The sequence below is a fragment of the Streptomyces sp. NPDC002623 genome, assembly GCF_053592635.1.
Genome location: NZ_JBSFWB010000019.1, coordinates 114,682 through 138,098 on the forward strand (window position 1 = coordinate 114,682; position 23,417 = coordinate 138,098).

Sequence of the window (23,417 nt, forward strand, 5' to 3'; positions counted from 1 at the left end):
CTGTGGCGCTCCCCTGTCGGAATATGAAGATGTGTATGGCCTAAAGACTACCGCTCGGTGGCCGCGAGCTGACCGCAGGCCCCGTCGATCTCCTGACCACGGGTGTCCCGGACGGTGACGGGCACCCCGTGCGCGGCGATCGCCTCGACGAACGCCTTCTCGTCCTCGGGCCGCGAGGCCGTCCACTTCGAGCCCGGCGTCGGGTTGAGCGGGATGAGGTTGACGTGCACGGGCTTGCCGCGCAGCAGCCGTCCGAGCCGGTCACCACGCCAGGCCTGGTCGTTGATGTCCCGGATCAGCGCGTACTCGATGGACAGCCGGCGCCCGGACCGCTCGGTGTACTCGAACCCGGCGTCCAGCACCTCGCGCACCTTCCACCGCGTGTTCACGGGGACGAGGGTGTCGCGCAGTTCGTCGTCGGGCGCGTGCAGGGAGATCGCGAGCCGGCACTTGAAGCCCTCGTCGGAGAACCGGTGGATGGCCGGCACCAGCCCGACCGTCGACACGGTGATGCCCCGCTGCGAGAGCCCGAGCCCGTCGGGGGCCGGGTCGGTGAGCGCACGGATCGAGCCGACGACCCGCTTGTAGTTGGCGAGGGGCTCGCCCATGCCCATGAACACGATGTTGGACAGCCGGGCCGGACCGCCCGGCACCTCGCCGTCCCGCAGCGCCCGCATGCCGTCCACGATCTGGTGGACGATCTCGGCGGTGGACAGGTTCCGGTCCAGCCCCGCCTGCCCGGTCGCGCAGAACGGGCAGTTCATCCCGCATCCGGCCTGCGAGCTGATGCACATCGTCACCCGGTCCGGGTAGCGCATCAGCACCGACTCCACGAGCGTGCCGTCGAACAGCCGCCACAGGGTCTTACGGGTGGTCCCCTGGTCCGTCGACAGATGCCGGACGACCGACATCAGGTCCGGCAGCAACGCCTCGCGCAGCTTCTCGCGCGAACCGGCGGGGATGTCGGTCCACTCCGCCGGGTCGTGCGCGTAGCGCGCGAAGTAGTGCTGGGACAACTGCTTGGCACGGAACGGCTTCTCACCGATCTCCGCCACGACCTCCTTCCGCTCGGCGGGCGAGAGGTCGGCAAGGTGCCGCGGCGGCTTCTGGGCTCCGCGGGGGGCGACGAAAGTGAGTTCTCCGGGCTTAGGCATAGCCGTACCAGTGTCGCAGATCGAATCGTGTGACCGGTGCGGCGCTCATCACCGTGGCAAGCGCCTCAGGGGAACTCCGGGCGATCCCCACGCGACGGGCCCCCGCCCCGGAGACCGGGGTGAGGGCCCGTACGAGCCGTTTCTGCGTGGGTGGGTCAGCCGGAGCCCACGAACAGCACGAACAACGCCCACACGACAGGAGCCGTGGGCAGCAGCGAGTCCAGCCGGTCCATGATGCCGCCGTGGCCCGGGAGGAGCGTGCCCATGTCCTTGATGCCCAGGTCCCGCTTGATCATGGACTCGCCGAGATCGCCGAGCGTGGCGCTGGCCGCGACGGCGAAACCGAGCAGCAGTCCCTGCCACCAGGTGCCGTCGTCGATCAGGAACTGCATCAACAGCGCGCCCGCGACCATCGCGAACGACACCGCGCCGAGCAGACCCTCGCGGGTCTTGCCGGGGCTGATGCGCGGGGCGAGTTTGGTCCTGCCGAAACGCCAGCCGACGGCGTACGCGCCCGTGTCGCTGACGACCGTCAGCAGCAGGAACGTCATGACGCGGAACGCTCCGTCGTCGGAGGCCAGCATCAGGGCGACGAACGTGGCCAGGAACGGCACGTAGAAGGCCGCGAAGACACCGGCGGTGACGTCCTTCAGATAGCCCTCGGGCGGTTCCGTCATCCGCCACACCAGCACCGCGAGCGCGGTGAGGGCCATGGCGACAAAGGCGCCCTCGGCGCCCCGGACGTAACCGGCGACGACCATCGCCGCGCCGCCGACCGCGAGCGGCACGAGCGGCGCCTTGATGCCCTTGCGCTCCTGCAGCCTGCTGGTCAGCTCCCACAGACCGACGACGACCGCGACCGCGACCACACCGACGAACACGGCCTTGACGACGAGCAGCGACGCGAGGATCACCACACCGAGTCCGACCGCGACCCCTATGGCCGCGCCCAGGTCTCGGCCCGCGCTCTTCTTCTGCGGTGCGGGCGCAGGCTGAGGGGCGTCGGGCATGGGCTCCGGATTCTGCGGCACCGCCGCGTGGGGCCGTGCCGACGGGGCGTCGTCTCCGCGGGCGGCATCGCCGTAGGGCTCGCTGCCGTAGGGCGTGCCGCCGTAAGGCGGGTTGCCGTAGGACGCGGTGCCGTCAGGCTCGTCTCGGAACAAGGGGCCGCCCGGCCGAGCGGCCCCCCGGTCGTCATCCTGGTTTCCGCCGCGCGCGGGTACGTCGGGGACGATGGGCATGGGGCGAGTCTGCTGCGCCTCAGGCGCATCGTACGCGGGACCCGCCGGGGCGGCCCCCTGGACGGGACCCTGGGCGGCGGGCCCCCAGTACCCGGCCCGTGACCCGGCTTGTGGCGGTGAGCCCCAGGAAGAGTCGTTCATCAGACCTCGAGAAGCTCCGCTTCCTTGTGCTTCAGGAGCTCGTCCACCTGGGCGACGTACTTCGCGGTGGTGTCGTCGAGCTCCTTCTCCGCACGGCGGCCCTCGTCCTCGCCGACCTCGCCGTCCTTGACGAGCTTGTCGATCGCGTCCTTGGCCTTGCGGCGGACGGATCGGATGGAGATCTTGGAGTCTTCGGCCTTGGTCCGGGCGACCTTGATGTAGTCCTTGCGGCGCTCCTCGGTCAGCTCGGGGAACACCACCCGGATGATGTTGCCGTCGTTGCTGGGGTTGACGCCGAGGTCGGAGTCACGGATGGCCTGCTCGATGTTGCGCAGGGCCGTCTTGTCGAACGGGGTGACTACGGCCATGCGCGGCTCCGGCACGGAGAACGAAGCCAGCTGGTTGATCGGCGTCAGCGCGCCGTAGTAGTCCGCCACGATCTTGTTGAACATCGCCGGGTGCGCACGGCCGGTGCGGATCGCGGCGAAGTCCTCCTTGGCGACCACGACGGCCTTCTCCATCTTCTCCTCGGCCTCGAGGAGGGTCTCTTCGATCACCACTTGCTCCTGCGTGTCTTGAGTAGGCCCGGCTGCGGTTCCTTGCGGGGGCGGCGGCCGGCTGCGTCGCGTCTTCTTCCTGCACGGTTCCCGACCGGCAGGACATTGTCCATCCTTCGGCCGGGGTCCGTCGCCCGGTCAGGTGCTGTCGTACGAGACCGGGGTTGTACCGGTCAGGCCCGGCTGCCTTGCTCACCCACAAGCGTGCCGATCTTCTCACCCTTGACGGCGCGAGCGATATTGCCCTCCGCCAGAAGCTCGAAGACGAGGATCGGCAGCTTGTTGTCGCGGCACAGTGTGACGGCGGTGGCGTCGGCGACCTTCAGCTCGCGCGTGATGACCTCGCCGTAGCCGAGGGCGTCGAACTTGACGGCCTCCGGGTTGGTCTTCGGGTCGGAGTCGTAGACGCCGTCCACGCCGTTCTTGCCCATCAGCAGCGCCTCGGCGTCGATCTCCAGGGCGCGCTGCGCGGCGGTGGTGTCGGTCGAGAAGTACGGCATGCCCATACCGGCGCCGAAGATGACCACTCGGCCCTTCTCCAGGTGCCGCACGGCCCGCAGCGGGATGTACGGCTCCGCGACCTGGCCCATGGTGATGGCCGTCTGGACGCGGCTGTCGATGCCTTCCTTCTCCAGGAAGTCCTGGAGGGCGAGGCAGTTCATGACCGTGCCCAGCATGCCCATGTAGTCCGAGCGGGCCCGGTCCATGCCGCGCACCTGGAGTTCGGCGCCGCGGAAGAAGTTGCCGCCGCCGATGACGACGGCGATCTCCGCGCCGTCCCGGACGACGGCCGCGATCTCCCGGGCGATCTTGTGCACCACGTTCGGGTCCACGCCCAGGCCCCCGCCACCGGAGAATGCCTCACCGGACAGCTTCAGCAGAAACCGGCCGCGTACCTTGCCGTCGTCGCTCTTCTGGGGCTTGGTGGTCATGGGAGATCCCGCCTCTTTCACGTGGTGCACATACGAAGAAGGCCACTGCCGGTGGGGTGTCGTCCGCAACCCGTGCTCGGCAATGGCCTCCTCGTCAGATCTGCTGTCGTCCGTCACGCGTGCGCGTGACGGCGTACCGGACGACTGCACCCGACCCTATCGGGCCGACGCGTCGATCGCGGTACGGACTCAGATGCCGACCTTGATGCGCGTGAAGCGCTTCAGGGCGACACCGGCCTCGTCCAGGACCTTCTGGACGGACTTCTTGTTGTCCAGCGCGTACGGCTGGCCGAGCAGCGTGGCGTCCTTGAAGAAACCGTTGAGGCGACCCTCGACGATCTTCGGCAGGGCGGCCTCGGGCTTGCCCTCGGCGCGGGTGGTCTCCTCGGCGACGCGGCGCTCGGACTCGACGACCTCGGCCGGCACGTCCTCCTTGGAGAGGTACTTCGGCGCGAAGGCGGCGATGTGCTGGGCGATGCCCTTGGCGACGTCGGCGTTCGGCTTGTCCAGCTCGACGAGGACACCGATCTGCGGGGGCAGGTCGGGCATCGTGCGGTGCATGTACGCGAACACGAAGCCGTCGGCGAACTGCGCGAAGCGGTCCAGCACGATCTTCTCGCCGAGGGTGGCGTTGGCCTCGTCCACGAACGCCTGGACGGTCTTGCCGGCCTCGATCTCGGAGGCGAGCAGCGCCTCGAGGTCGGCCGGGGAGGTCTTGGCGACGTGCTCGGCGATCGCGTTGGCGGCGGCCTGGAACTTCTCGCCCTTGGCGACGAAGTCCGTCTCGCACTTCAGCTCGACGAGGACGCCGGAGGAGTTGTCGTCGGCGATGATCGAGACCACAGCGCCGTTCTCGGCGGAGCGGCCCTCGCGCTTGGCGACGCCCTTCTGGCCCTTGATCCGGAGCGCCTCGACGGCCTTGTCGACGTTGCCCTCGGCCTCGTCCAGCGCCTTCTTGCAGTCCATCATGCCGGCGCCGGTGAGCTCACGGAGCTTCTTGACGTCAGCGGCGGTGTAGTTCGCCATGATCTGTGAATCTCTCTCGGAGTTCGAAGTCTCGAAGATCTACGAAGATCTGGGGCGGTGGGTGAACGGCGGGCGGCGCAGTCAAGACGCCGCCCGCCGTCACTTCGTCCCTAGGGCCGTACGGACGGCTCAGCCACCGTACGGCCTACGGCCTGACTCAGGCCTGCTCGCCCTCGGCGGCCGGAGCGGCCTCCGCGGCGGGGGCCTCTTCGGCGGCGGGCGCCTCTTCGGCGACCGGAGCCTCGGCGGCGGGGGCCTCGGCGACCGGAGCCTCGGCCTCGGCGGCGGGAGCCTCGGCAGCGGCCTCGGCGGGCTTCTCGGCCTCGTCGGCCTTCTTCTCACCCTCGAGCAGGTCGCGCTCCCACGCGGCCAGCGGCTCGGCCGCGGCCTTCTCGCCCTTGTCGCCGGTGGCGACGCCGGAGCGGGAGATGAGGCCCTCGGCGACCGCGTCGGCGATCACACGGGTGAGCAGGGTGACGGAGCGGATCGCGTCGTCGTTGCCCGGGATCTTGTAGTCGACCTCGTCGGGGTCGCAGTTCGTGTCGAGGATGGCGACGACCGGGATGTTGAGCTTCCGGGCCTCGCCGACCGCGATGTGCTCCTTCTTGGTGTCCACGATCCAGACGGCGCTGGGCACCTTGGACATCTCGCGGATACCACCGAGGGTCTTCTCGAGCTTGGCCTTCTCACGCGAGAGGACCAGGAGCTCCTTCTTGGTCAGACCCGAAGCGGCGACGTCCTCGAAGTCGATGAGCTCGAGCTCCTTGAGGCGCTGCAGACGCTTGTAGACGGTCGAGAAGTTGGTGAGCATGCCGCCCAGCCAGCGCTGGTTGACGTAGGGCATGCCGACGCGGGTCGCCTGCTCGGCGATCGCTTCCTGCGCCTGCTTCTTCGTGCCGACGAACATGACCGTGCCGCCGTGGGCGACGGTCTCCTTGACGAACTCGTAGGCGCGGTCGATGTACGACAGCGACTGGAGCAGGTCGATGATGTAGATGCCGTTGCGCTCGGTGAAGATGAAGCGCTTCATCTTCGGGTTCCAGCGACGGGTCTGGTGACCGAAGTGGACGCCGCTTTCCAGCAGCTCCCGCATCGTGACGACGGCCATGGCCGTTCTCCTTGGGTTTCTCGGTTGTGCCGCGGGAACCGGACGGCTCCCGCGCCTGACGCCCGCGATGCGCCGAGCCACTGAGGACCGAGGGGCGCTGATACCGGGAGACCGACCGTGGCCGGCACCCGATACCGGGGCGTGCGAAGTCGACCCGGTGACCCGGATCGCCAGAAGAAGTGTACGGGACCCGCGGGCCGACGGGTGACGCCGCTGTCCACAACCGGCGAGTGGTCCACAGGTCGGGGCCGTGATCGCTCGGATGCGGAACGGTTTTCCCATGCATATGAACGCGAAGCGATGCCTCGGCGGCCTGGCGCTGCTCCTGTCGATGACGCTCCTGGTCCTGGCGTCCGTGGCGTGGGCGGACCCGCAGGCCCCGCCGCGAGCCCCCGCGCCCCCTTCGCCCCCGGTCCCGGTCCCGGTCCCGGTCCCGGCGATCGGCCGGGCCTGGCCGGTGGGCACGCGCCCGGCGGTGCTGCGCGGCTGGGAGCCGCCGGCGACGCCGTACGCCCGCGGCCACCGGGGCGTCGATCTGGCGGCCCCGCCCGGCGCCCCGGTACGGACGGTCGCGGCCGGCCGTGTGTCCTTCGCGGGCCGGGTGGCGGGGCGGGGCGTCGTCTCGGTCGAACTGACGGCGACGGGCGAACCGCCCCTGCGCACGACGTACGAACCGGTGCGGGCATCGGTGAGGAAGGGCGACGAGGTGGCCCCGGGCCAGGCGGTCGGCACGGTGGAACCGACGGGCTCCCACTGCACCCGAACCTGTGTGCACTGGGGCCTACTGAGCGGCAGGACCTACCTGGACCCGTTGTCCCTGCTGCCCCCACACCTACGCCACCCCACCCCACCCCGACTCCTACCGGTACTGGGCGTACCCCTGCCATGACCCGAGCGCCGGTTCACGGCGGTGGTGCGGGGCGGTCAGGGCGGGCGAGCCGGGCAGGGGCGGCCTGGTCGGTCGGGCGGACGGTCGGGCGGGCGGGCGGGCGGGCGAACGGTCGGCCGGGCGAACGGTCGGCCGGGCGAACGGTCGGCCGGGCGAACGGTCGGCCGGGCGAACGGTCGGGCGGGCGAACGGTCGGCCGGGCGAACGGTCGGCCGGGCCGGGCGGTCGGCCGGGCCGGGCGGGGGCGGGGCAGCCGGGCGGGGCGGGTGGGCCGGTCGATCGGGCCGGGCAGTCGGGCCGTCGGGCGACCAGGCCTGACGGCTGGCCGGGCGTTCAAGGCGGGCGCCGTTCAAGGCGGGCGCCGTTCAAGGCGGGCACCGTTCAAGGCGGGCACCGTTCAAGGCGGGCCGGACGGCCGGAAGGGCCGTCGGCCGGGCAGTCGGGGCGGGCGGCCGGGCGGGGCGGACGGCCGGGCGGGGCGGACGGCCGGGTCGGGCCTCAGCCCTGGACGCCTCGCAGGACCATCGCCACCGCCGCGTCCGTGATCGCCGAGGGGTCCTCCGCGGCGCCCAGCTCGATCCGTCGCACCGCCGCGTCCACGACGCCCTGCAGGAGCATCGCCGCCAGGCGGGGCTCCGCGTGCCCCAGCTCCGCCAGCGCCTTCCCGATCATCGTCACGAGGCCGCCGTGCGCGGCCCGGATCTTCTCCCGGGCCCCCGCGTCCAGCTCGCTCGCCGAGATCGCGACCACGGCCCGGTGCCGCCGGTCGCCCACCAGCGCGAGCTGCCGCCGGACATACGCCTCGACCTTGGCCTCCGCGCCGTCGACCGCGGCCATGGCCGCCTCGACCTCCGCCGCCCACACGGGGAAGTCGACCTCGCACAGCTCCTCGACCACGGCGGCGCGCGAGCGGAAGTACTCGTACACGGACGAGCGCGCGAGGCCCGTCCGCTCGGCCAGGGCCGGGAAGGTCAGCGCCTCCGTCCCGCCCTCGGACAACAGGGAGCGTGCCGCGTCCAGGAGGGAGGCGCGCTGCATCGATCGGTGCTCGGCCACGGAGGCCGCTCGAATCCTTGGCACGTCAACACTCTACGGACGCGCCACCCCCGGCGGGAGTGACTCCGCCCGCACTCGTGTCATCCGGCCAGGTCGGCGAACGCGGCTCAACGGCCGAAGCTCGCCAGCTTCGCGCGCAGCTGGAGCACGGACTTGGTGTGGATCTGGCTGACCCTGCTCTCGGTCACGCCCAGCACGTTCCCGATCTCGGCGAGCGTCAGCCCTTCGTAGTAGTACAGCGTGACGACCGTCTTCTCCCGGTCGGGCAGGGTGTTGATGGCCCGCGCCAGGAACCGTCTGAGCTCCCGGTCCTCGGCCACCTCCACGGGGTTGTCCGCGGCGGTGTCCTCGAGGGTGTCCATCAGGCTCAGCCGGTCGCCGCCCTCGCCCCCGACATGCAGCAGCTCCTCCAGCGCGACCACGTTGGCCAGCGACAACTGGCTGAACACGGCGTGCAGTTCGTCCACCGCGATGCCCAGCTCGGTGGCCACCTCGCACTCCGACGGGGTTCGCCGCAGCCGTGCCTCCAGCGTGGCGTAGGCCCGCTCGACGTTTCGGGCCTTCTGCCGCACCGACCGCGGGATCCAGTCCAGCGCGCGCAGCTCGTCGATCATCGCGCCGCGGATGCGGGTGATCGCGTACGTCTCGAACTTGATCTCCCGGTCGATGTCGAACTTCTCGATCGCGTCGATCAGCCCGAAGACCCCGGAGGACACGAAGTCGGCCTGCTCCACATTGGGCGGCAGACCGACGCTCACCCTTCCCGCCACGTACTTCACCAGCGGTGAGTAGTGCAGGATCAGCTGCTCCCGCAGCCGCTCGTCCCCGGTCGTCTTGTACGAGCGCCACAGCTCGTCGAGCGTCGAGGGAGCGGGCGGGCGCACGCTGCCACCGTCACGGGCGGCTGGGGGGATCGCCGCCCGGTCGGACCCGGAGGTGTGCTGGGGCATTCGTCGCCTTGTGCCGTTCTGCCGTGATGTGTGCGAGGTGGGTACCGCGTGGTGCAGTGGTGCCGTTCTGTGCCGGAATCCTCGTGAGCGTAGCGTGACTGGAGTGTCGCGGTGCGCGAAGACCGTGCCCGGACCGGTGCGCAGATACGTTCCGCTGGACGCACTCCGGGGTCACGCCGGTCGCCGTGGATGATCATCGGAGTGGGTCAACTGGCTGAATTCCCAAGGCTTTCGGCGTTCCCCCGGACGGCCGAACACCCCGGGTCAACACGGCGGGCGACCCCCTCGAACGGAGACCATCGCCTGGCGTGTCAACTTCCAGCCGTCGCCGTGTCGTTCGACATAGCCGAGTGCCTTGAGCTCATACAGCCTCGCGATCGCGTCGTCGGGTGTGGTGCGGGCCTCGCGGGCGACCTCCTCGGCCGCCGCGGGCCTGCGGGCGGGCAGCGCGGCCAGGACCCGCCGGGCGCCCGGCTCCAGCAGATCGCGCGGCAGCACCGGCCCCCGCCGGTCCGGGGCCAGCTCACCCATGTCACCCACCAGTTCGACGATCTCCGCGGCGTCGGTGACCAGCACGGCCTCCCCCCGCAGGAGCTCGTGCACCCCGGTGGAGAGGCCGCTGGTGGCCGGCCCGGGCACTCCTATCGTGTGCCGGCCCAGCCGCTGCGCCGCCCGCGCGGTGACCAGCGAGCCGCTGCGGTAGGCGGCCTCGACGACGACCGTGCCCCGGGTGAGGGCGGCGATCACCCGATTGCGCAGGATGAACCTGCTCGGCGTCGGATGGTCCCCGGGCGGCAACTCCCCGACCACCAGGCCCTGTTCCGCGATCCGGTTGATCAACTCCGTGTGGCCCCGCGGATAGGGCTGGTCGACCCCGCAGGCGAGGACGGCGACGGTGGCGCCGCCCGCGCCGAGGGCGCCCCGGTGGGCGGCGCCGTCGACTCCGTAGGCCCCGCCGGACACCACGACCCAGCCTCGTTCGGCCAGGCCGCAGGCGAGGGTGGCGGCCATGTGGGCGCCGTACTCGGTGCAGGCGCGGGCTCCGACGACGGCGACCGACCGCAGCGCCCACATCCGCAGACTGGGCCGCCCGCGCACCCACAGCCCCAGCGGCCGGGCGTCCCCGAGCTCGTCCAGCGTGCCCGGCCACTCGGCGTCTCCCGGGCACACGAACCGCACCCCGGTCTCCCGCGCGACGGCCAGATCGCGCTCCGGCTCGGCCCGCCCGGCGCGCGCCCGCAGACCGGCCCAGCGCCGGGCGGTCACCCCCGGCAGCGGCTCCCCGTCGCTCCGCAGCCGCCGCACCACCTCCGGCACCCCGCGCTCCCGCACCCACTGCCCGCCCACCTCGTCGCCGGGCTCGAGGACCCGCCCGAGGAAGACGCGGGCGAGCCGGTCGTCGGAAAGCCCGCCACCGCCGTTCGCGTCGGGGCCGTTCATGTCAGGGCCCCGAGGGCCATCGGGACGCCGCGTGGCACCCTCGTGCGCAGTTGCAGGGCCAGGGCCACGTCCATCGCGCCGGGGCGGTCGTGCCCGACGAGGTCGGCGACGGTCCAGGCGACACGCAGCACCCGGTCGAGCCCCCGGGCGGTCAGCACCCCTCGCTCCAGGTTCCGCTCCGCCTCGTCCATGGCCCCGACGGCGGCATGCCAGCGACTGCGCAGCTCACGTCCCGGCACCTCGCTGTTGGTCCGCCACGGGGTGCCCGCCAGCCGGGCCGCCGCACGCTCCCGGGCGGCCCTGACCCGGTCGGCGACGGTCGCCGTGGACTCCCCGCCGGGACCGCGGTGCGCGAGCTCGGCCCGGCTGACCGGGTCGACCTCGACGCGCAGGTCGACCCGGTCGAGCAGCGGGCCGGAGAGCCGCGCCTGATAGCGGCGGATCACGGAGGGCGGACACTCGCACAGGCTGTCCCGTTGCGAGAACCGGCCGCACGGGCAGGGGTTGGCCGCGAGCACCATCTGGAAGCGGGCCGGGAACCGGACCACTCCCGCACTGCGCGCGATCACCACATGCCCCGCCTCCAGCGGCTGCCGCAGCGCGTCGAGTGCCTGGCTGCCGAATTCCGGGGTCTCGTCGAGGAAGAGCACTCCCCGGTGGGCCAGCGACACGGCTCCGGGCCGGGCCATCCCCGCCCCGCCCCCGATCAGCGACTGCATGGTGGCCGAGTGGTGCGGGGCGCAGTACGGGGGCAGGTCGATGAGGGGCTTGCCCGGCGGCAGCAGCCCGGCCACCGAGTGCACCGCGGTGACCTCCAGCGACTCCTGCCGGCCCAGCCGGGGCAGCACGGCCGGCAGGCGCTCCGCGAGCATGGTCTTGCCCGCCCCGGGCGGTCCTTCCAGGAAGAGGTGGTGTCCGCCCGCGGCGGCCACCTCCACCGCGGTGCGCGCCGAGCCCTGGCCGACGACGTCCGCGAGGTCGTGTTCGTGGTCGTGCTGGGCGGCGCCGAAGCTGTGCATGCCGGTGGCCGCGCCCGTGCCGGGCATCCGCAGGCCGGCCAGGAGCGGATCCGGGCGGCCCGTGTCGTCCGGCTCCTCCTCGGGCACGGGCTCGTCCGCGAGGACGGCGATCAGCTGGCGCAGGCTGCGCACCCCGAGCACCGAGACCCCCGGGACCAGCGCCGCTTCGGCCGCGGCGCACTCCGGCACGACCACCTGTTCGTATCCGGCGTCGGCCGCGGCCAGCACGGCGGGCAGGATGCCCCGCACCGGGCGCACCCGTCCGTCCAGGCCGAGTTCCCCGATCATCACGATGTCGGTGAGCACCCGCGGGTCGATCCGCTCGGCCGCGCCGAGCACGGCGCAGGCCACAGCAAGATCGAAACCGCTGCCTCCCTTGGGCACCGAGGCCGGGCTGAGTCCGACGGTGAGCTTCTTCTGCGGCCATTCGCCGCCCGAGTTGACCACCGCCGCCCGGACCCGCTCGCGGCTCTCGGTCAGGCTCTTGTCCGGCAGCCCCACCAGCGTGAAGGCCGCCACTCCCGGTTCGAGGTCGGCCTGGACCTCGACGACGACTCCTTCGACGCCCACCAGCGTCACCGAGCACGTGCGCGCGAACCCCATCTCAGGCCACCCCCCGCGCGTGCTCGACGACGGCCGCTCCGCGGCGGGGCAGGACGACGCCGATGAGGTCGATGCGGACGCCGCCCGGCGGAGCTCCCCCGTGCGCCTGGATCCACCGCTCGGCCAGCCCGCGCAGACGCTCGACCTTCTCCGGCGTCACCGCCGCCATCGGGTGCTGGAATCCGCCCCCGCTGCGGGTCTTCACCTCGCAGACGACCAGGACGTCGCCGTCCCTGGCGACGATGTCGATCTCACCGGTCCTGCCACAGCGCCAGTTGCGCTCCAGGACCGTCATTCCGGCCTCGGCCAGCCGTCGGGCGGCCAGCTCCTCGCCGTACCTGCCGCGTGCACCACGTGCCAGATCCGCGTTCATGTCGGCACCACCTCCGGCACCGACACTCACGCATCAGCCGCCACCGGAAGGATCTTGGTGGAGAAGTCGGCGGCTGTGGACAACCTGGTCACCCGTGCGAGCGAACTCAGCTCCCCGGAAGCTCCAGGTCGCTCTTGTTCAGCTCCTCGATGTTCACGTCCTTGAACGTGAGCACTCGTACCTGCTTCACGAACCGGGCCGGCCGGTACATGTCCCACACCCAGGCGTCCGCCATCGACACCTCGAAGAACACCTCGCCCTGGACCGAGTGCACCTGCATCTCGTAGTCATTGGTGAGGTAGAAGCGCCGCTCGGTCTCGATCACATATTTGAACAGACCGACGACATCGCGGTACTCCCGGTAGAGCTTCAGCTCCATCTCGGTCTCGTACTTCTCGAGGTCCTCGGCGCTCATGGCATGTTCCCCTTCAGCCGTGCGATCCCCCCATTGTGCGCCAGTCCCGTGCGCCTCTAGACGATTTCCGTGTCTAGGGTCACCGGTCCGGCCGGAGGACCTTCGTCGAGCAGCCGGCGCAGCAGCTCGGCGAGTCTGGTCGGATACACCGTCTCATGTGCCCGGGTCAGCTCCTGACACGTCCACCAACGTGCTCCGGCGACACTGCGCCGCTCCAGCTCGGTCAGAGCCGTCGCGCGGGTCGCCGTCACGGTCGTACGGGCGAGGTAGTACCACTCGTCCTGGTCCCAGCGGCGGCCGGCGAACGGGAAGGAGCACCTCCGCCGCCAGAGCACCGGGCCGAGCTCGACCTCGGCGATCCCGGTCTCCTCGACGAGCTCCCGCAGGGCGGCCTCTTCACGGGTCTCCTCGCCCTCGACGCCGCCGCCCGGTGTGAACCACCAGTCGTCGGCCGGGTCGTCGGGCTCATGGCCGTGCAGCAGCAGGATGCGGTCCTGCGGGTCGAGGAGGACGACCCGGGCGACCTTGCGCAGCCCGCCTCCGTACGAGTCGGGAGTCGCGCCCCCCGGCTCGTCCGCCGGGTCAGCGGGCACCGGCCGGCTCCGGCTGGTTGCGGCCGCGGCGGGCCGACGTCCGCTTGGCGATCGGGCCGTACGCCGCGCCGCCCAGCACCAGCACCGCACCGACGACGATCATCCAGCCCATCGTGCGCAGCGGACCGGGCCGGGAGAGGTCGCCGAGGGTCTCGAAGCCCGTCGGACGCTTCAGCATGCCGTTCATGGGCCAGACGACGGCGTCGACGCGCGCCGTCACGGCACTCCGCGCGACCGTGCCCTGCGCCGCGTCCGAGAGGTGGGCGGTGGAGTCCAGGGAGCCCTCCCGCTCGTCACCGAGCAGGAAGAGCCTGCCGTCGGGGACGGTCACGGTCGGGAAGTTCTTGATCTCGGCCAGGCTGCCCGCCGGCAGATACGGTTCCTCGATCTGCTTGCCGTTGACGGTCAGCTTGCCGTCGGTGCAGCAGGCGACCGTGTCGCCGCCGATCGCGACGACCCGCTTGACCACGGCCGAGTCGCTCGCCCAGGTCTTGTCGGTGAAGACGACGACGTCCCCACGGCGCACCTCGCCGCCGTCGATCCGCTCGGCCAGGACGCGGTCGCCGGCGGCGATCGTCGGGCTCATGGAGGAGGTGGGCACGGTGTACGGCCGGTAGACCAGCGCGCCCCAGCCGAATCCGGCGAGGAACAGCACGAGGCCCAGTGCGACGGCCAGTCCGGACAGACGTTGTCCGGTCCGGCTGCCCACCGGGCCACTGCTGATGCCCCCGCTGTGCGGGGCCGTACGCGTAGTGCTCTCGCCACCCATGGATCCGCACCCTACCCGGCGGTACCGAACCGGGGCAGCCCCTCTTCCTCGGCATTCCCGGCCAGGGCCGCAACCTTGGGAAAGGGTTTGCCGAGCGACAGAGGGAAGATCAGCGGGTCTCGGCGTCCGCCGTGCGCCGACGACGCCACAGGACCACCGGCACGACCCCGGCGAGGGCCAGGCCCTGCGGGGCGACCGTCAGGGCCGCGGAGGCTGCGGACTGGTCGCTCAGGCCGTCCTGGTCGAAGGTGTCCGGCACCGGCAGCGTGCCCCAGCGGGTGAGCGGCCATGCCTTGACGATGGCACGGCCGACGACCTGGTCGACGGGCACCATGCCGTGGTTCTCGTCCGACTGGTTGTAGCGCGAGTCACGGGAGTTCTGCCGGTGGTCGCCCATCACCCAGACGTACCCCTTGGGGACCTTCACCGTGAACTGACCGCCCTGGTCGTCCTGGCTGCACGGAGTGTTGCCGGGGTACACGTAAGGCTCGTTCAGCGCCTTGCCGTTGACCGTGAGCGGGCCCGTGCCCTTGCAGGAGACGGTGTCCCCGCCGACCCCGACGACCCGCTTGATCAGGTCCTTCTCCTCCGCGGACGGCATCAGGCCGATCCAGCTGAGGAAGGTCTGGAAGGCGTTCGGGTCGACGGTGGCCTCGCCGGCCAGCCAGTCGTCGGGGTCGTGGAAGACGACGACCTCGCCGCGCTCCGGCTCGGAGCCGAACCACGGGGTCAGCTTGTCCACCAGGACCCGGTCGCCGATCCTGAGGGTGTTCTCCATCGAGGCCGACGGGATGGAGAACGCCTGCACCAGGAACGTCTTGATCAGCAGCGCGAGGACGAGCGCGATGCCGATCAGGATCGGCAGCTCCTTCCAGAAGGAGCGCGGCTTCCTCGGCTTCGGGGCCGAGTCGCCGGACCCCACCTCGTCGGTCCCGGGCGGCTCGTCCGCCGGAGGGCCGTCGCCGCCCGCCGCGGGGTCACTCCCGGAGGTCACGCCGCCGTCCAGAGCCGGGTCGGCGGCTTCCACGGGGTGTCCGCGATGATCCTCGCCGTCGTGCCCGGACCGTGCGCCAACCGCCACATCCCCCACGCCAACTCCTCACTCTGTGCCGCTGCCTGCCCCACATACGACGCAGGCCCACCACTCCCATAACGAGCGGGAGTTCCGCAGGGCTCGGGAGTTGTCGAACCGATCCGTTCGGATCGCCGGGAGCAACCCTATGCGACAGCTGGGCGGACGCGGTCGTCGTGGCCGTCGAGCCGGACACGGAAGAGAAAGTTTGCGGTTCTTTGAGGCGGACCCAGTGACCCAGCGGCCAGGCGATGACCATGGCGCGCCCCACCACCTCGTCCTCCGAGACGGTGCCGCCGTAGTCGGTGTTCTGATGGGCGCGGGAGTCCGCAGAGTTGGCCCGGTGATCGCCCATCACCCACAGCCGCCCCTGGGGGACGGTGATGTCGAAGGCCGTGGCGGAGGGCTCGTTGCCGGGGTACAGATACGCCCCCTCCTCCAGGGGAAGACCGTTGACGGTCACCCGGCCCTGCGTGTCGCAGCACACGACGCGGTCGCCGCCCACCCCGACGACCCGCTTGATGAGGTCCTTCTCGTTGTCGGACGGCAGCAGACCGATGAAGGTGAGCCCTTCCTTGATCTGCTTGACGACGATCGGGTCCTCCTTCTTGGTCGTGGTCTGCTCGTCGTCCAGCCAGCCGCCGGGATCCTTGAAGACGACGACGTCCCCGCGCTCGGGCTTCGAGCCGAACCACGGGGTGAACTTGTCGACCAGGACGCGGTCGCCGATCTGGATCGTCTGTTCCATGGAGCCGGACGGGATCACGAAGGCCTGTACGAGAAACGTCTTCAGCACCAGGGCTATCAGGACGGCGACGCCGACCAGCAGCGGTATCTCCCGGACGGCCGACCGCCTGCGCTTGCGCTTGACCTTGCGCTGGAGCTTGCGCCGCTCCGCGCGCGAGCGGCCGCCAGACGGGCTGGCGGCGCGCCGGACGCCGGTGGGCAGGAGCTGGTCCGCGGCGGAGCTGGGCACGCCGCGCGGCTTGCCGCGGTTACCCATGGGCGCCCTCCGTGCCGGGCACTCGCGCGTAGGCACCCGGTCGGGGCAGACGCGTGAGGTGGGCGTAGGGCCAGACGACCCAGTCGGCACGGCCGATCACCGCGCCGACGGGGATCATGCCGCCGCCCGGTGAGCCCAGGTGGTCCCGGGAATCGCTGGAGTGACTGCGATGGTCGCCGAGGACGAACAGTGCGCCGTCCGGTACGACCGCGTCGAAGTCCACCGTGGACGGGCTGTCGCCGGGGTACAGGAACGTCGACTCGTCGACCGACCGGCCGTTCACCTGGATGCTCCCCTCCTTGTCGCAGCAGACAACGTGGTCTCCCCCTACACCCACGACGCGCTTGATGTAGTCGGAGTTCCCGAAGTACCCGGTGCCGTCGAACACGATGACGTCGCCGCGCCGCGGCTCGGCACCGAAACGGTACGCCAACTTATTTACGAGAACCCGGTCGCCGATCCTCAATCCGTTTTCCATGGATCCGCTGGGAATCTGGAATGGTTGCGCCACGAAAGCGTTGAGGACCAGCAAAAACACCAGGCAGAGCAGCAGGGTGAGACTGATCCGGCCGCCCGGGATCCGCTCCGTGATCCACGCCACCAACGCGAAACGCGACCGGCCCTCCGCGCCCACTGGTTCAGGGCTGGAGGAGCGGTCGCGCTCCGTCGTCGTTCGAGCTTCGGTGTCCATCGGGGCCAGATGCTATCCGGCCCCTCTATGAACCCCTGAAGGCACTCAGTTGTCGCGCTTCTCCTTGATCTTCGCGGCCTTGCCGCGCAGCTCACGGAGGTAGTACAGCTTCGCGCGACGCACGTCACCGCGGGTGACGAGCTCGATCTTCTCGACGATCGGGGTGTGCACCGGGAACGTGCGCTCGACGCCGACGGAGAAGGAGACCTTGCGGACCGTGAAGGTCTCGCGGACTCCGGCGCCCTGGCGGCGGATCACCACGCCCTTGAACTGCTGCACACGGGAGCGGTTGCCCTCGATGACGCGGACGTGGACGTTGACGGTGTCACCCGGGCGGAAGGCCGGGATGTCGGTGCGCAGCGACGCGGCGTCGACATTGTCGAGCAGGTGAGACATTTCGTCTGCTTTCTTCGCTGATGCCACAGGTCATCAACGGAACTAGATGTTCGAGGATTGAGTGCCGTGTGCCCGTCGAGGCGGGCGTCGTGTCCCCCTGCGGCAGGGGCGCACACCGGACGGCGCACAACAGCGACCTATTCTTCCATGCCCTCGGTCCTGCGCCAAAATCGACCGTAGGGCGCACCCTCCGGGTCGGGCATCCAGCCCAGGATGGAGAGCATCTCGCGGTCCTTCTTGTCGAAGGTCTTCGGATCGCAGCGCTCTATCAGGTCGGGCCGGTTGGCCGTGGTGCGGCGCAGGGCCTCGTCGCGGCGCCAGCGGGCGATCTTCCCGTGGTGGCCGCTGAGCAGCACCTCGGGGATCTCCCGGCCGCGCCAGGCGGGCGGCTTGGTGTAGACGGGGCCTTCCAGGAGGTTGGCCATGGCGCCGGGCGCGAAGGAGTCGTCGCGGTGCGACTCGGCGTTGCCGAGCACACCGGGCAGCAGTCGCGCCACGGCCTCGGTGACGACGAGGACGGCGGCCTCTCCGCCGGCCAGGACGTAGTCGCCGATGGAGACCTCGTAGACCGGGATCCGGGTGGCGTACTCGTCGATGACCCGTCGGTCGATGCCCTCGTAGCGGGCCGGTGTGAAGATCAGCCAGGGGCGTGCGGAGAGCTCGACCGCCAGTTCCTGGGTGAAGGGGCGGCCGCTGGGGGTCGGCACGACGAGCGCCGGTGCGTGCGCGCCCCGCTCGTAACCGTCGGCGAGGACGGTGTCGAGGGCGGCACCCCAGGGGTCGGTCTTCATGACCATGCCCGGCCCGCCGCCGTAGGGGGTGTCGTCGACGGTGTTGTGCCGGTCGTACGTCCACTGCCGCAGGTCGTGCACCCGGACGTCGAGCTGCCCACGCGCGCGTGCCTTGCCGACGAGGGAGACGTTCAGCGGGTCGAGGTACTCGGGGAAGATCGTGACGACGTCGAGGCGCATTACTCCGTGCCCTCGCCTTCGGCCGCGTCCCGTTCGGAGGCGATCTCCGCCCGGTCGTCGATCAGCCCCGGCGGCGGGTCGATGACGGCCCGCTGCTCCTCGAGGTCGATCTCGACGACGATCGCCTCGACGAACGGGATCATCACCTCGGTGCCGTCGGGCCGCTCGACGATGAACAGGTCCTGCGAGGGCAGGTGCGAGATCTCGGTGATCCGGCCGACCTCGACGCCGTCCTTGGTGACCACGTCCAGGTCCATGAGCTGGTGGTCGTAGTACTCGCCCTCGTCCTCCGGCAGTTCCTCCGGATCGACGTCGGCGATCAGGAGGGTGTTGCGCAGGGCCTCGGCGGCGGTGCGGTCGCGTACGCCCTCGAAGCGCAGCAGGAGGCGACCGCTGTGGACGCGGCCGGTCTCGATGGTGAGCGGGCCGGTGGCGGCCGGATCGGTGGCCAGCACGGCACCGGGAGCGAGCCGGAGTTCCGGCTCGTCGGTACGGACCTCGACGGTGACCTCGCCCTTGATGCCATGGGCGCGGCCGATGCGAGCGACAACCAACTGCACTTCTCTGGATCTCCTGTCGTAACGACTACGGGCCGGGGACGGCCCAGTGGCCCTCCCCGGCCCGAGCCGGTGCTGCGAAACGCGTTCAGCGAACGTGGTCCACGTCGACGAGGTCGACGCGGACGCCCCGGCCGCCGATGGCGCCCACGACGGTGCGCAGAGCGCGTGCGGTGCGGCCGTTGCGGCCGATCACCTTGCCGAGGTCGTCCGGGTGGACCCGGACCTCGAGCACGCGCCCGCGGCGCAGGTTGCGGGACGCGACCTGCACATCGTCGGGGTTGTCGACGATGCCCTTCACGAGGTGCTCAAGCGCCTCTTCGAGCATGCTGCTCAGGCCTCGGTCGACTCAGAGGACTCGGCCGCAGCCTCGTCCTTCTTCTCGGCCTTCTTCTTCTGGGTGATGGCCTCACCCTTGCCCGAGTCGTCGCCGCCGAGGGCCTCGAACAGCGGGCGAGCCTTCTTCGGCTCGGCGACGAGCAGCGGCACCGGGGCGGGCTCGCCCTTGAACTTCTGCCAGTCGCCGGTCTTCTTCAGGATGGCGAGCACGGGCTCGGTCGGCTGCGCGCCGACACCCAGCCAGTACGCCACGCGGTCGGCGTCGACCTCCATGACCGACGGGTTGTACGTCGGCTGGTACTTGCCGATCTCCTCGATCGCACGGCCGTCACGACGGGTGCGGGAGTCGGCGACGACGATGCGGTAGTGAGGCGAACGGATCTTGCCCAGACGCTTCAGCTTGATCTTGACTGCCACGGGAGTGGGTTCTCCTGGTTTTGACGTGGTTGGGCACGGCAGATTGCCGCGTGGGGTTGCGGTACCCGAGTGCCCGATGGACGCGTCAGCCGGAGGAGAGAGGGGTCCTGTGCGACTGTCGAGTACAGCTAGCCATTGTGCCACACCACCTGGGCCCCTTCCGGCCACGGGTGGTTCAGGGCATGCCTGACGGGCGCCCGGCGCCCGCGGGGAGCCGTCGACAAGGCGACGGCGCCCCGCGCCACGCTGAACCGGCAGCCACGAGATGCCGGTGCATGACCTGCCCGTGACTAGGCCGCGCCGACGATCTCCGGGATCCGGAACGGCTTGCCGCAGCCCCCGCACACGATCGGCGCCTGGGCCAGGACCGAGGGCACGACCCGCACATTGCGCCCGCAGTCGCAGACGGCCTTCACCCGGACTCCTCCGCCGGAGGAGCCGTGGCGGGCCGCCGGGCCGCGGAACGTGCGGGTGGTGTCGGCGGAGGTGGCCGCCGTATGGGCCTTGAGGGCCCGCTGGACGCGCTCGATCGTCGGCCGGTAGCGGCGCTTGGCCTCGGGGTTGAGCGTGACCAGGGAGAAACCGCTGCTCGGGTGCGGTTCCTCCGGGTGGTCCAGGCCCAGCTCCTCGGCGATCGCGAGGAATCTGCGGTTGTGGTAGCGGCCGGCACGGGAGGTGTCGCGGACGCCTCGGGCGGCGGCGATGCCATGGACTGCTTCGTGAAGCAGTCGCTCGAAGGAGAGCTCGTGACCGCAGGCGGACGACGACTCCCCGATCAGGGACTCTGGCGCGGCGAGATCCGGCAGTTCGGGGTGGTACCGCTGAATGTCGGCCCACGCCTCTGCCAGCTCTGCGGCGAGAACTGGTGGTGTCTGTGTCGTGCTCACGTAATGACAACGAGCGGGGGTGCCCCTGTGTTCCTATTCCGGGGCATCCCAAATAATTTGCACGTACCCGTCAGTTGCCACTGATGCGTGGAGACGAGGGCGGGTGCGCTGATCTGCGGAGAAGCCTCACAGCTCATACCAAGCTGGTGCGTAGGCCCCTTACGACCCGGCGCGTAGACCATGTCCGCGCGCCGGGGCAGGGATGATCCGCAGAGGCGCAAGGGGCGTTTCGGTCGCTCTCTCGGCGGAGGGCGCTGTCTCAGTAAGCGCGCGCGACGATCGCGACGTTACCGGGAGCGTCTCCGTCGTCCGGCACCGACCCGTCCTCGGCGACCAGACACCGTACGGTCAGCGACTGCTCGGCCAGCCTGGCCTCGCCCTCCTCGCCGAGGGTCGCCCACGGGATGCGCGCCCAGCCGCCGGCGACGGCCGCCTCGGCCGCCTCCTCGATCGTCGACACGTCCGCCGTACGCGACTCGCGGCGCTCGCGGGACTGCCGCAGCAGCAGCGCCTGGTCCTCCTCCAGGAGGGCGGGCAGCAGGCCGACGATCGTGTCGATCGCCACCGGCGTCTTCCCTCCCGGGATCCGGCGGGCCAGCATCGCCGTGCCGTTCTCCAGGTCACGGGGCCCGATCTCGATGCGGACGGGCACGCCCTTGAGCTCCCAGTCGACCGCGCGCCGTCCGAACGGGACGTCGGTGCGGTCGTCGACCCGGACGCGGATGCCCGCCGCCTTCAGCCGGTCGCCCAGCTCGCGAACCTTGGCCAGAACCGCCTCGTCGCCCTTGATCGCCAGGACGACGACCTGGATCTGCGCCAGCCGCGGCGGCACCCGCAGACCGTCGTCGTCGCCGTGGGTCATCACCAGCGCGCCGATCATGCGGGTCGTCGAACCCCAGGAGGTCTGCCAGACCAGTTCCTGGGCGCCGTCCTTCGAGAGGTACCGGGTGTTGAAGGCCTTGGCGAAGTTCTGGCCCAGCTCGTGGCTGGTGACCATCTGGAGGGCCTTGCCGTCGCCCATCATGCTCTCGAGGGTCAGCGTGTTGATCGCCCCCGCGAAGCGCTCCTTGACGGTCTTGCGGCCGGCGACGAAGTCGATCGCGAGGACGTTCTCCAGGAAGTCGCCGTAGACCTCGCGATGGATGTGCGCGGCGAAGTCGCGGGCCTCCTCGTAGGTGGCGTGGGCTGTGTGCCCCTCCTGCCACAGGAACTCGGAGGTACGCAGGAACAGCCGGGGCCGCAGCTCCCAACGGACCACGTTGGCCCACTGGTTGATCAGCAGGGGCAGGTCGCGGTAGCTCTGCACCCACTTGGAGAAGTACTCGTTGATGATCGTCTCGGACGTGGGCCGGACGACCGCCGGCTCCTCCAGCTCCTTGCCGCCGCCGTGCGTGACCACGGCCAACTCGGGCGCGAAACCCTCGACATGGTCCGCCTCGCGCGTGAGGTACGACTGCGGGATCAGCAGCGGGAAGTACGCGTTCTCGGTGCCCGTCTCCTTGATGCGGGCGTCCATCTCCGCCTGCATCCGCTCCCACAGCCCGTAACCGTACGGTCGGATCACCATCGTGCCGCGCACCGGGCCGTTGTCGGCCAGCTCCGCCTTGTTGATCAGATCCTGGTACCAGCGCGGGAAATCGTCTGCCCGCGGGGTGAGAACGGGTGCCTTTGCCATGGCGCGATGGTACGGGCCCAAGTTGCCGGAATGTGAATTCTGGCCACAGGCACAGCAAGTCCACAAGCCGGGCCCCGAGACCCCTGGACGCCGTCGCGTACGGGGAGTTACCTGACATACGGGGGAAGTGCGAGCGCACTGCACGGGGGCCACCTGATCGGTTACTGCGTCGATTCTCGGCGGATTGGGGCGCTTATCCATGACACCTACGCTCGTGCGACAGCACCTGCCTCACGCGGGACCGACGTCCCGCGCGGACCTGGGTGCACGCGCGCGTGACTGGTCGGAGATCCAGGAGCGGATGCTGGTGCCGCTCTACGAGGCCGTCCACGAGCGACTGGACGTAGGAGCCGGCACCCGGCTCCTCGCCCTCGGCTGCGGCTCCGGGCTCGCCCTGCTGATGGCCGCCGCCAGAGGCGCGGCCGCCCTCACGGGTGTCGAGCCCTCCTCCCCCGAACGGCTGGCCCTCGCCCGCGAGCGGCTGCTGCCGCAGGAGCCCGAGGAGCGCGCCACGCACGTGCGTGCGGGAAACGCCGGCAGCGGCGGCGGCATCCGGCTCACCGACCGCTCCCCGAAGAACGCGGTCGACGCGGCGACGCCCGCGTACAACCTGGTGACCGCCTTCGAGCCGATCGGGTGCCGCGCGGGCGACGCGGACCGGCTCGCCGCTCAGCTCACCGAGGCCGAGCCGCTCGCCGTGCGCGGCGCGCCCGTGGTGCTGGCCGGCTGGGGCCCGCCGGAGCGCTGCGCCACGTCGGCGGTGCTGCGGGTCGCGGCGAAGCTGGCCGATCCGCTGCGCGGCGGCACGGTCCGGCTGCGTCCGGCGCTGCGCGACGACCTGGAGGAGGTCGCCGGACGGGCCGGGCTGCGGCCGGACGGCTCGGGGCGGGTGGCCTGCCCGTTCGGGTACGCGGACGTGGAGAGCGCCCTCAGGGGCCTGCTGTCCACCGGCCTGTTCGACGCGGCGGTCGCGGCGACGGACCAGGCGCAGGTCGACAAGGAACTGACGGAGGCACTGCACCCGTACCGGCGCCCGGACGGGACGGTGTGGATGCCGAACGTGTTCCGGTACCTCATCGCGCGCACGCCCTGAGACACGCCCCGGGTGCGGCAGCGCCCTGAAGGGGCGCGGGGCGCTGACAT

Annotated in this window: 26 protein-coding genes; 2 read left to right on the forward strand and 24 right to left on the reverse strand. The window is 70.9% G+C overall.

What is annotated here, in order from left to right; all coding sequences use genetic code 11:
* Nucleotides 1-47: 47 nt before the first annotated feature.
* The 6 genes from rlmN to rpsB form a co-directional block, all read right to left on the reverse strand.
* Nucleotides 48-1,154, reverse strand: coding sequence for a 23S rRNA (adenine(2503)-C(2))-methyltransferase RlmN (gene rlmN / locus ACWD4O_RS30650; protein ID WP_451284791.1), 1,107 nt, complete (start codon nt 1,152-1,154; stop codon nt 48-50).
* A gap of 155 nt (nt 1,155-1,309) precedes the next feature.
* Nucleotides 1,310-2,536 carry a phosphatidate cytidylyltransferase gene (locus ACWD4O_RS30655; protein WP_451284793.1) on the reverse strand — a complete coding sequence of 409 codons (1,227 nt, stop codon included), beginning with the start codon at nt 2,534-2,536 and terminating at the stop codon, nt 1,310-1,312.
* Nucleotides 2,536-3,093, reverse strand: a complete 558-nt coding sequence (frr, locus tag ACWD4O_RS30660; RefSeq protein ID WP_450950150.1) for a ribosome recycling factor — start codon at nt 3,091-3,093, stop codon at nt 2,536-2,538. The genes ACWD4O_RS30655 and frr overlap by 1 nt, the downstream gene beginning before the upstream one ends.
* Nucleotides 3,094-3,266: 173 nt before the next feature.
* Complete coding sequence (gene pyrH, locus ACWD4O_RS30665) at nt 3,267-4,025, reverse strand: UMP kinase (protein WP_351919554.1); 759 nt, start codon at nt 4,023-4,025, stop codon at nt 3,267-3,269.
* A gap of 189 nt (nt 4,026-4,214) precedes the next feature.
* Entirely contained in the window at nt 4,215-5,051 is an 837-nt protein-coding gene (gene tsf / locus ACWD4O_RS30670; protein ID WP_451284795.1) for a translation elongation factor Ts, read from the reverse strand.
* Between the two features lie 157 nt (nt 5,052-5,208).
* On the reverse strand, nt 5,209-6,159 hold the full coding sequence (gene rpsB / locus ACWD4O_RS30675) for a 30S ribosomal protein S2 (RefSeq protein WP_451284796.1): 951 nt from the start codon (nt 6,157-6,159) through the stop codon (nt 5,209-5,211).
* A 286-nt stretch (nt 6,160-6,445) separates the two neighbouring features.
* Between rpsB and ACWD4O_RS30680 the strand changes: the two genes are divergently transcribed.
* Nucleotides 6,446-7,048, forward strand: a complete 603-nt coding sequence (locus ACWD4O_RS30680; RefSeq protein ID WP_451284889.1) for a M23 family metallopeptidase — start codon at nt 6,446-6,448, stop codon at nt 7,046-7,048.
* 498 nt (nt 7,049-7,546) lie between these two features.
* On the opposite strand, the gene ACWD4O_RS30685 is transcribed toward ACWD4O_RS30680, so the two are convergent.
* From ACWD4O_RS30685 to proS, 18 genes are all read right to left on the reverse strand, one after another.
* On the reverse strand, nt 7,547-8,104 hold the full coding sequence (locus tag ACWD4O_RS30685; protein WP_451284890.1) for a TetR/AcrR family transcriptional regulator: 558 nt from the start codon (nt 8,102-8,104) through the stop codon (nt 7,547-7,549).
* A gap of 107 nt (nt 8,105-8,211) precedes the next feature.
* Nucleotides 8,212-9,054 carry an RNA polymerase sigma factor WhiG gene (gene whiG / locus ACWD4O_RS30690; RefSeq protein WP_451284798.1) on the reverse strand — a complete coding sequence of 281 codons (843 nt, stop codon included), beginning with the start codon at nt 9,052-9,054 and terminating at the stop codon, nt 8,212-8,214.
* A 264-nt stretch (nt 9,055-9,318) separates the two neighbouring features.
* Nucleotides 9,319-10,494 carry a DNA-processing protein DprA gene (gene dprA / locus ACWD4O_RS30695; RefSeq protein ID WP_451284800.1) on the reverse strand — a complete coding sequence of 392 codons (1,176 nt, stop codon included), beginning with the start codon at nt 10,492-10,494 and terminating at the stop codon, nt 9,319-9,321.
* Nucleotides 10,491-12,116, reverse strand: coding sequence for a YifB family Mg chelatase-like AAA ATPase (locus ACWD4O_RS30700; RefSeq protein WP_451284802.1), 1,626 nt, complete (start codon nt 12,114-12,116; stop codon nt 10,491-10,493). Before ACWD4O_RS30700 ends, dprA begins: the two co-directional genes overlap by 4 nt.
* Before the next feature lies 1 nt (nt 12,117).
* On the reverse strand, nt 12,118-12,489 hold the full coding sequence (locus tag ACWD4O_RS30705) for a YraN family protein (RefSeq protein WP_451284804.1): 372 nt from the start codon (nt 12,487-12,489) through the stop codon (nt 12,118-12,120).
* A 106-nt stretch (nt 12,490-12,595) separates the two neighbouring features.
* Nucleotides 12,596-12,904, reverse strand: a complete 309-nt coding sequence (locus ACWD4O_RS30710) for a DUF2469 domain-containing protein (protein WP_005311352.1) — start codon at nt 12,902-12,904, stop codon at nt 12,596-12,598.
* A gap of 56 nt (nt 12,905-12,960) precedes the next feature.
* Nucleotides 12,961-13,497, reverse strand: a complete 537-nt coding sequence (locus ACWD4O_RS30715) for an NUDIX hydrolase (RefSeq protein WP_451284806.1) — start codon at nt 13,495-13,497, stop codon at nt 12,961-12,963.
* Nucleotides 13,487-14,266: a signal peptidase I gene (gene lepB, locus ACWD4O_RS30720; protein WP_451284808.1), complete on the reverse strand. Its 780-nt coding sequence runs from the start codon at nt 14,264-14,266 to the stop codon at nt 13,487-13,489. Before lepB (ACWD4O_RS30720) ends, ACWD4O_RS30715 begins: the two co-directional genes overlap by 11 nt.
* Nucleotides 14,267-14,375: 109 nt before the next feature.
* Nucleotides 14,376-15,356: a signal peptidase I gene (gene lepB / locus ACWD4O_RS30725; protein ID WP_451284810.1), complete on the reverse strand. Its 981-nt coding sequence runs from the start codon at nt 15,354-15,356 to the stop codon at nt 14,376-14,378.
* Entirely contained in the window at nt 15,244-16,341 is a 1,098-nt protein-coding gene (lepB, locus tag ACWD4O_RS30730) for a signal peptidase I (RefSeq protein WP_451284811.1), read from the reverse strand. The genes lepB (ACWD4O_RS30725) and lepB (ACWD4O_RS30730) overlap by 113 nt, the downstream gene beginning before the upstream one ends.
* The gene (gene lepB / locus ACWD4O_RS30735; protein WP_451284812.1) at nt 16,334-17,032 is read right to left on the reverse strand and encodes a signal peptidase I; all 699 of its coding nucleotides are present in this window, start codon (nt 17,030-17,032) and stop codon (nt 16,334-16,336) included. The genes lepB (ACWD4O_RS30730) and lepB (ACWD4O_RS30735) overlap by 8 nt, the downstream gene beginning before the upstream one ends.
* Before the next feature lie 45 nt (nt 17,033-17,077).
* Entirely contained in the window at nt 17,078-17,428 is a 351-nt protein-coding gene (rplS, locus tag ACWD4O_RS30740; protein ID WP_351911624.1) for a 50S ribosomal protein L19, read from the reverse strand.
* Nucleotides 17,429-17,565: 137 nt separating this feature from the next.
* The gene (trmD, locus tag ACWD4O_RS30745; protein ID WP_451284813.1) at nt 17,566-18,399 is read right to left on the reverse strand and encodes a tRNA (guanosine(37)-N1)-methyltransferase TrmD; all 834 of its coding nucleotides are present in this window, start codon (nt 18,397-18,399) and stop codon (nt 17,566-17,568) included.
* On the reverse strand, nt 18,399-18,959 hold the full coding sequence (gene rimM / locus ACWD4O_RS30750) for a ribosome maturation factor RimM (protein ID WP_451284815.1): 561 nt from the start codon (nt 18,957-18,959) through the stop codon (nt 18,399-18,401). Before rimM ends, trmD begins: the two co-directional genes overlap by 1 nt.
* Nucleotides 18,960-19,044: 85 nt before the next feature.
* Nucleotides 19,045-19,284 (reverse strand): RNA-binding protein, encoded by a 240-nt coding sequence (locus tag ACWD4O_RS30755; RefSeq protein ID WP_003973401.1) that lies wholly within the window; start codon nt 19,282-19,284, stop codon nt 19,045-19,047.
* A 5-nt stretch (nt 19,285-19,289) separates the two neighbouring features.
* On the reverse strand, nt 19,290-19,712 hold the full coding sequence (gene rpsP / locus ACWD4O_RS30760; RefSeq protein ID WP_451284817.1) for a 30S ribosomal protein S16: 423 nt from the start codon (nt 19,710-19,712) through the stop codon (nt 19,290-19,292).
* Nucleotides 19,713-20,002: 290 nt separating this feature from the next.
* Nucleotides 20,003-20,599: a hypothetical protein gene (locus tag ACWD4O_RS30765; protein WP_451284819.1), complete on the reverse strand. Its 597-nt coding sequence runs from the start codon at nt 20,597-20,599 to the stop codon at nt 20,003-20,005.
* 259 nt (nt 20,600-20,858) lie between these two features.
* A complete protein-coding gene (proS, locus tag ACWD4O_RS30770) occupies nt 20,859-22,274 on the reverse strand; it encodes a proline--tRNA ligase (protein WP_451284821.1) in 1,416 nt (471 codons plus the stop codon).
* A 199-nt stretch (nt 22,275-22,473) separates the two neighbouring features.
* Between proS and ACWD4O_RS30775 the strand changes: the two genes are divergently transcribed.
* Nucleotides 22,474-23,367 carry an SAM-dependent methyltransferase gene (locus tag ACWD4O_RS30775; RefSeq protein WP_451284822.1) on the forward strand — a complete coding sequence of 298 codons (894 nt, stop codon included), beginning with the start codon at nt 22,474-22,476 and terminating at the stop codon, nt 23,365-23,367.
* The last annotated feature ends 50 nt before the right edge of the window (nt 23,368-23,417 follow it).

Bases quoted from the DNA above. Each gene is read 5' to 3' on its own strand.
- lepB (WP_451284812.1), bottom strand. From the start codon at position 17,032: ATGGACACCGAAGCTCGAACGACGACGGAGCGCGACCGCTCCTCCAGC.
- dprA (WP_451284800.1), bottom strand. From the start codon at position 10,494: ATGAACGGCCCCGACGCGAACGGCGGTGGCGGGCTTTCCGACGACCGG.
- ACWD4O_RS30705 (WP_451284804.1), bottom strand. From the start codon at position 12,489: ATGAACGCGGATCTGGCACGTGGTGCACGCGGCAGGTACGGCGAGGAG.
- trmD (WP_451284813.1), bottom strand. From the start codon at position 18,399: ATGCGCCTCGACGTCGTCACGATCTTCCCCGAGTACCTCGACCCGCTG.
- rlmN (WP_451284791.1), bottom strand. From the start codon at position 1,154: ATGCCTAAGCCCGGAGAACTCACTTTCGTCGCCCCCCGCGGAGCCCAG.
- rplS (WP_351911624.1), bottom strand. From the start codon at position 17,428: ATGTCTCACCTGCTCGACAATGTCGACGCCGCGTCGCTGCGCACCGAC.
- ACWD4O_RS30755 (WP_003973401.1), bottom strand. From the start codon at position 19,284: ATGCTCGAAGAGGCGCTTGAGCACCTCGTGAAGGGCATCGTCGACAAC.
- tsf (WP_451284795.1), bottom strand. From the start codon at position 5,051: ATGGCGAACTACACCGCCGCTGACGTCAAGAAGCTCCGTGAGCTCACC.
- whiG (WP_451284798.1), bottom strand. From the start codon at position 9,054: ATGCCCCAGCACACCTCCGGGTCCGACCGGGCGGCGATCCCCCCAGCC.
- ACWD4O_RS30710 (WP_005311352.1), bottom strand. From the start codon at position 12,904: ATGAGCGCCGAGGACCTCGAGAAGTACGAGACCGAGATGGAGCTGAAG.
- rpsB (WP_451284796.1), bottom strand. From the start codon at position 6,159: ATGGCCGTCGTCACGATGCGGGAGCTGCTGGAAAGCGGCGTCCACTTC.
- ACWD4O_RS30700 (WP_451284802.1), bottom strand. From the start codon at position 12,116: ATGGGGTTCGCGCGCACGTGCTCGGTGACGCTGGTGGGCGTCGAAGGA.
- lepB (WP_451284811.1), bottom strand. From the start codon at position 16,341: ATGGGTAACCGCGGCAAGCCGCGCGGCGTGCCCAGCTCCGCCGCGGAC.
- ACWD4O_RS30680 (WP_451284889.1), top strand. From the start codon at position 6,446: ATGAACGCGAAGCGATGCCTCGGCGGCCTGGCGCTGCTCCTGTCGATG.
- lepB (WP_451284808.1), bottom strand. From the start codon at position 14,266: ATGGGTGGCGAGAGCACTACGCGTACGGCCCCGCACAGCGGGGGCATC.
- ACWD4O_RS30655 (WP_451284793.1), bottom strand. From the start codon at position 2,536: ATGAACGACTCTTCCTGGGGCTCACCGCCACAAGCCGGGTCACGGGCC.
- proS (WP_451284821.1), bottom strand. From the start codon at position 22,274: ATGGCAAAGGCACCCGTTCTCACCCCGCGGGCAGACGATTTCCCGCGC.
- ACWD4O_RS30775 (WP_451284822.1), top strand. From the start codon at position 22,474: ATGACACCTACGCTCGTGCGACAGCACCTGCCTCACGCGGGACCGACG.
- pyrH (WP_351919554.1), bottom strand. From the start codon at position 4,025: ATGACCACCAAGCCCCAGAAGAGCGACGACGGCAAGGTACGCGGCCGG.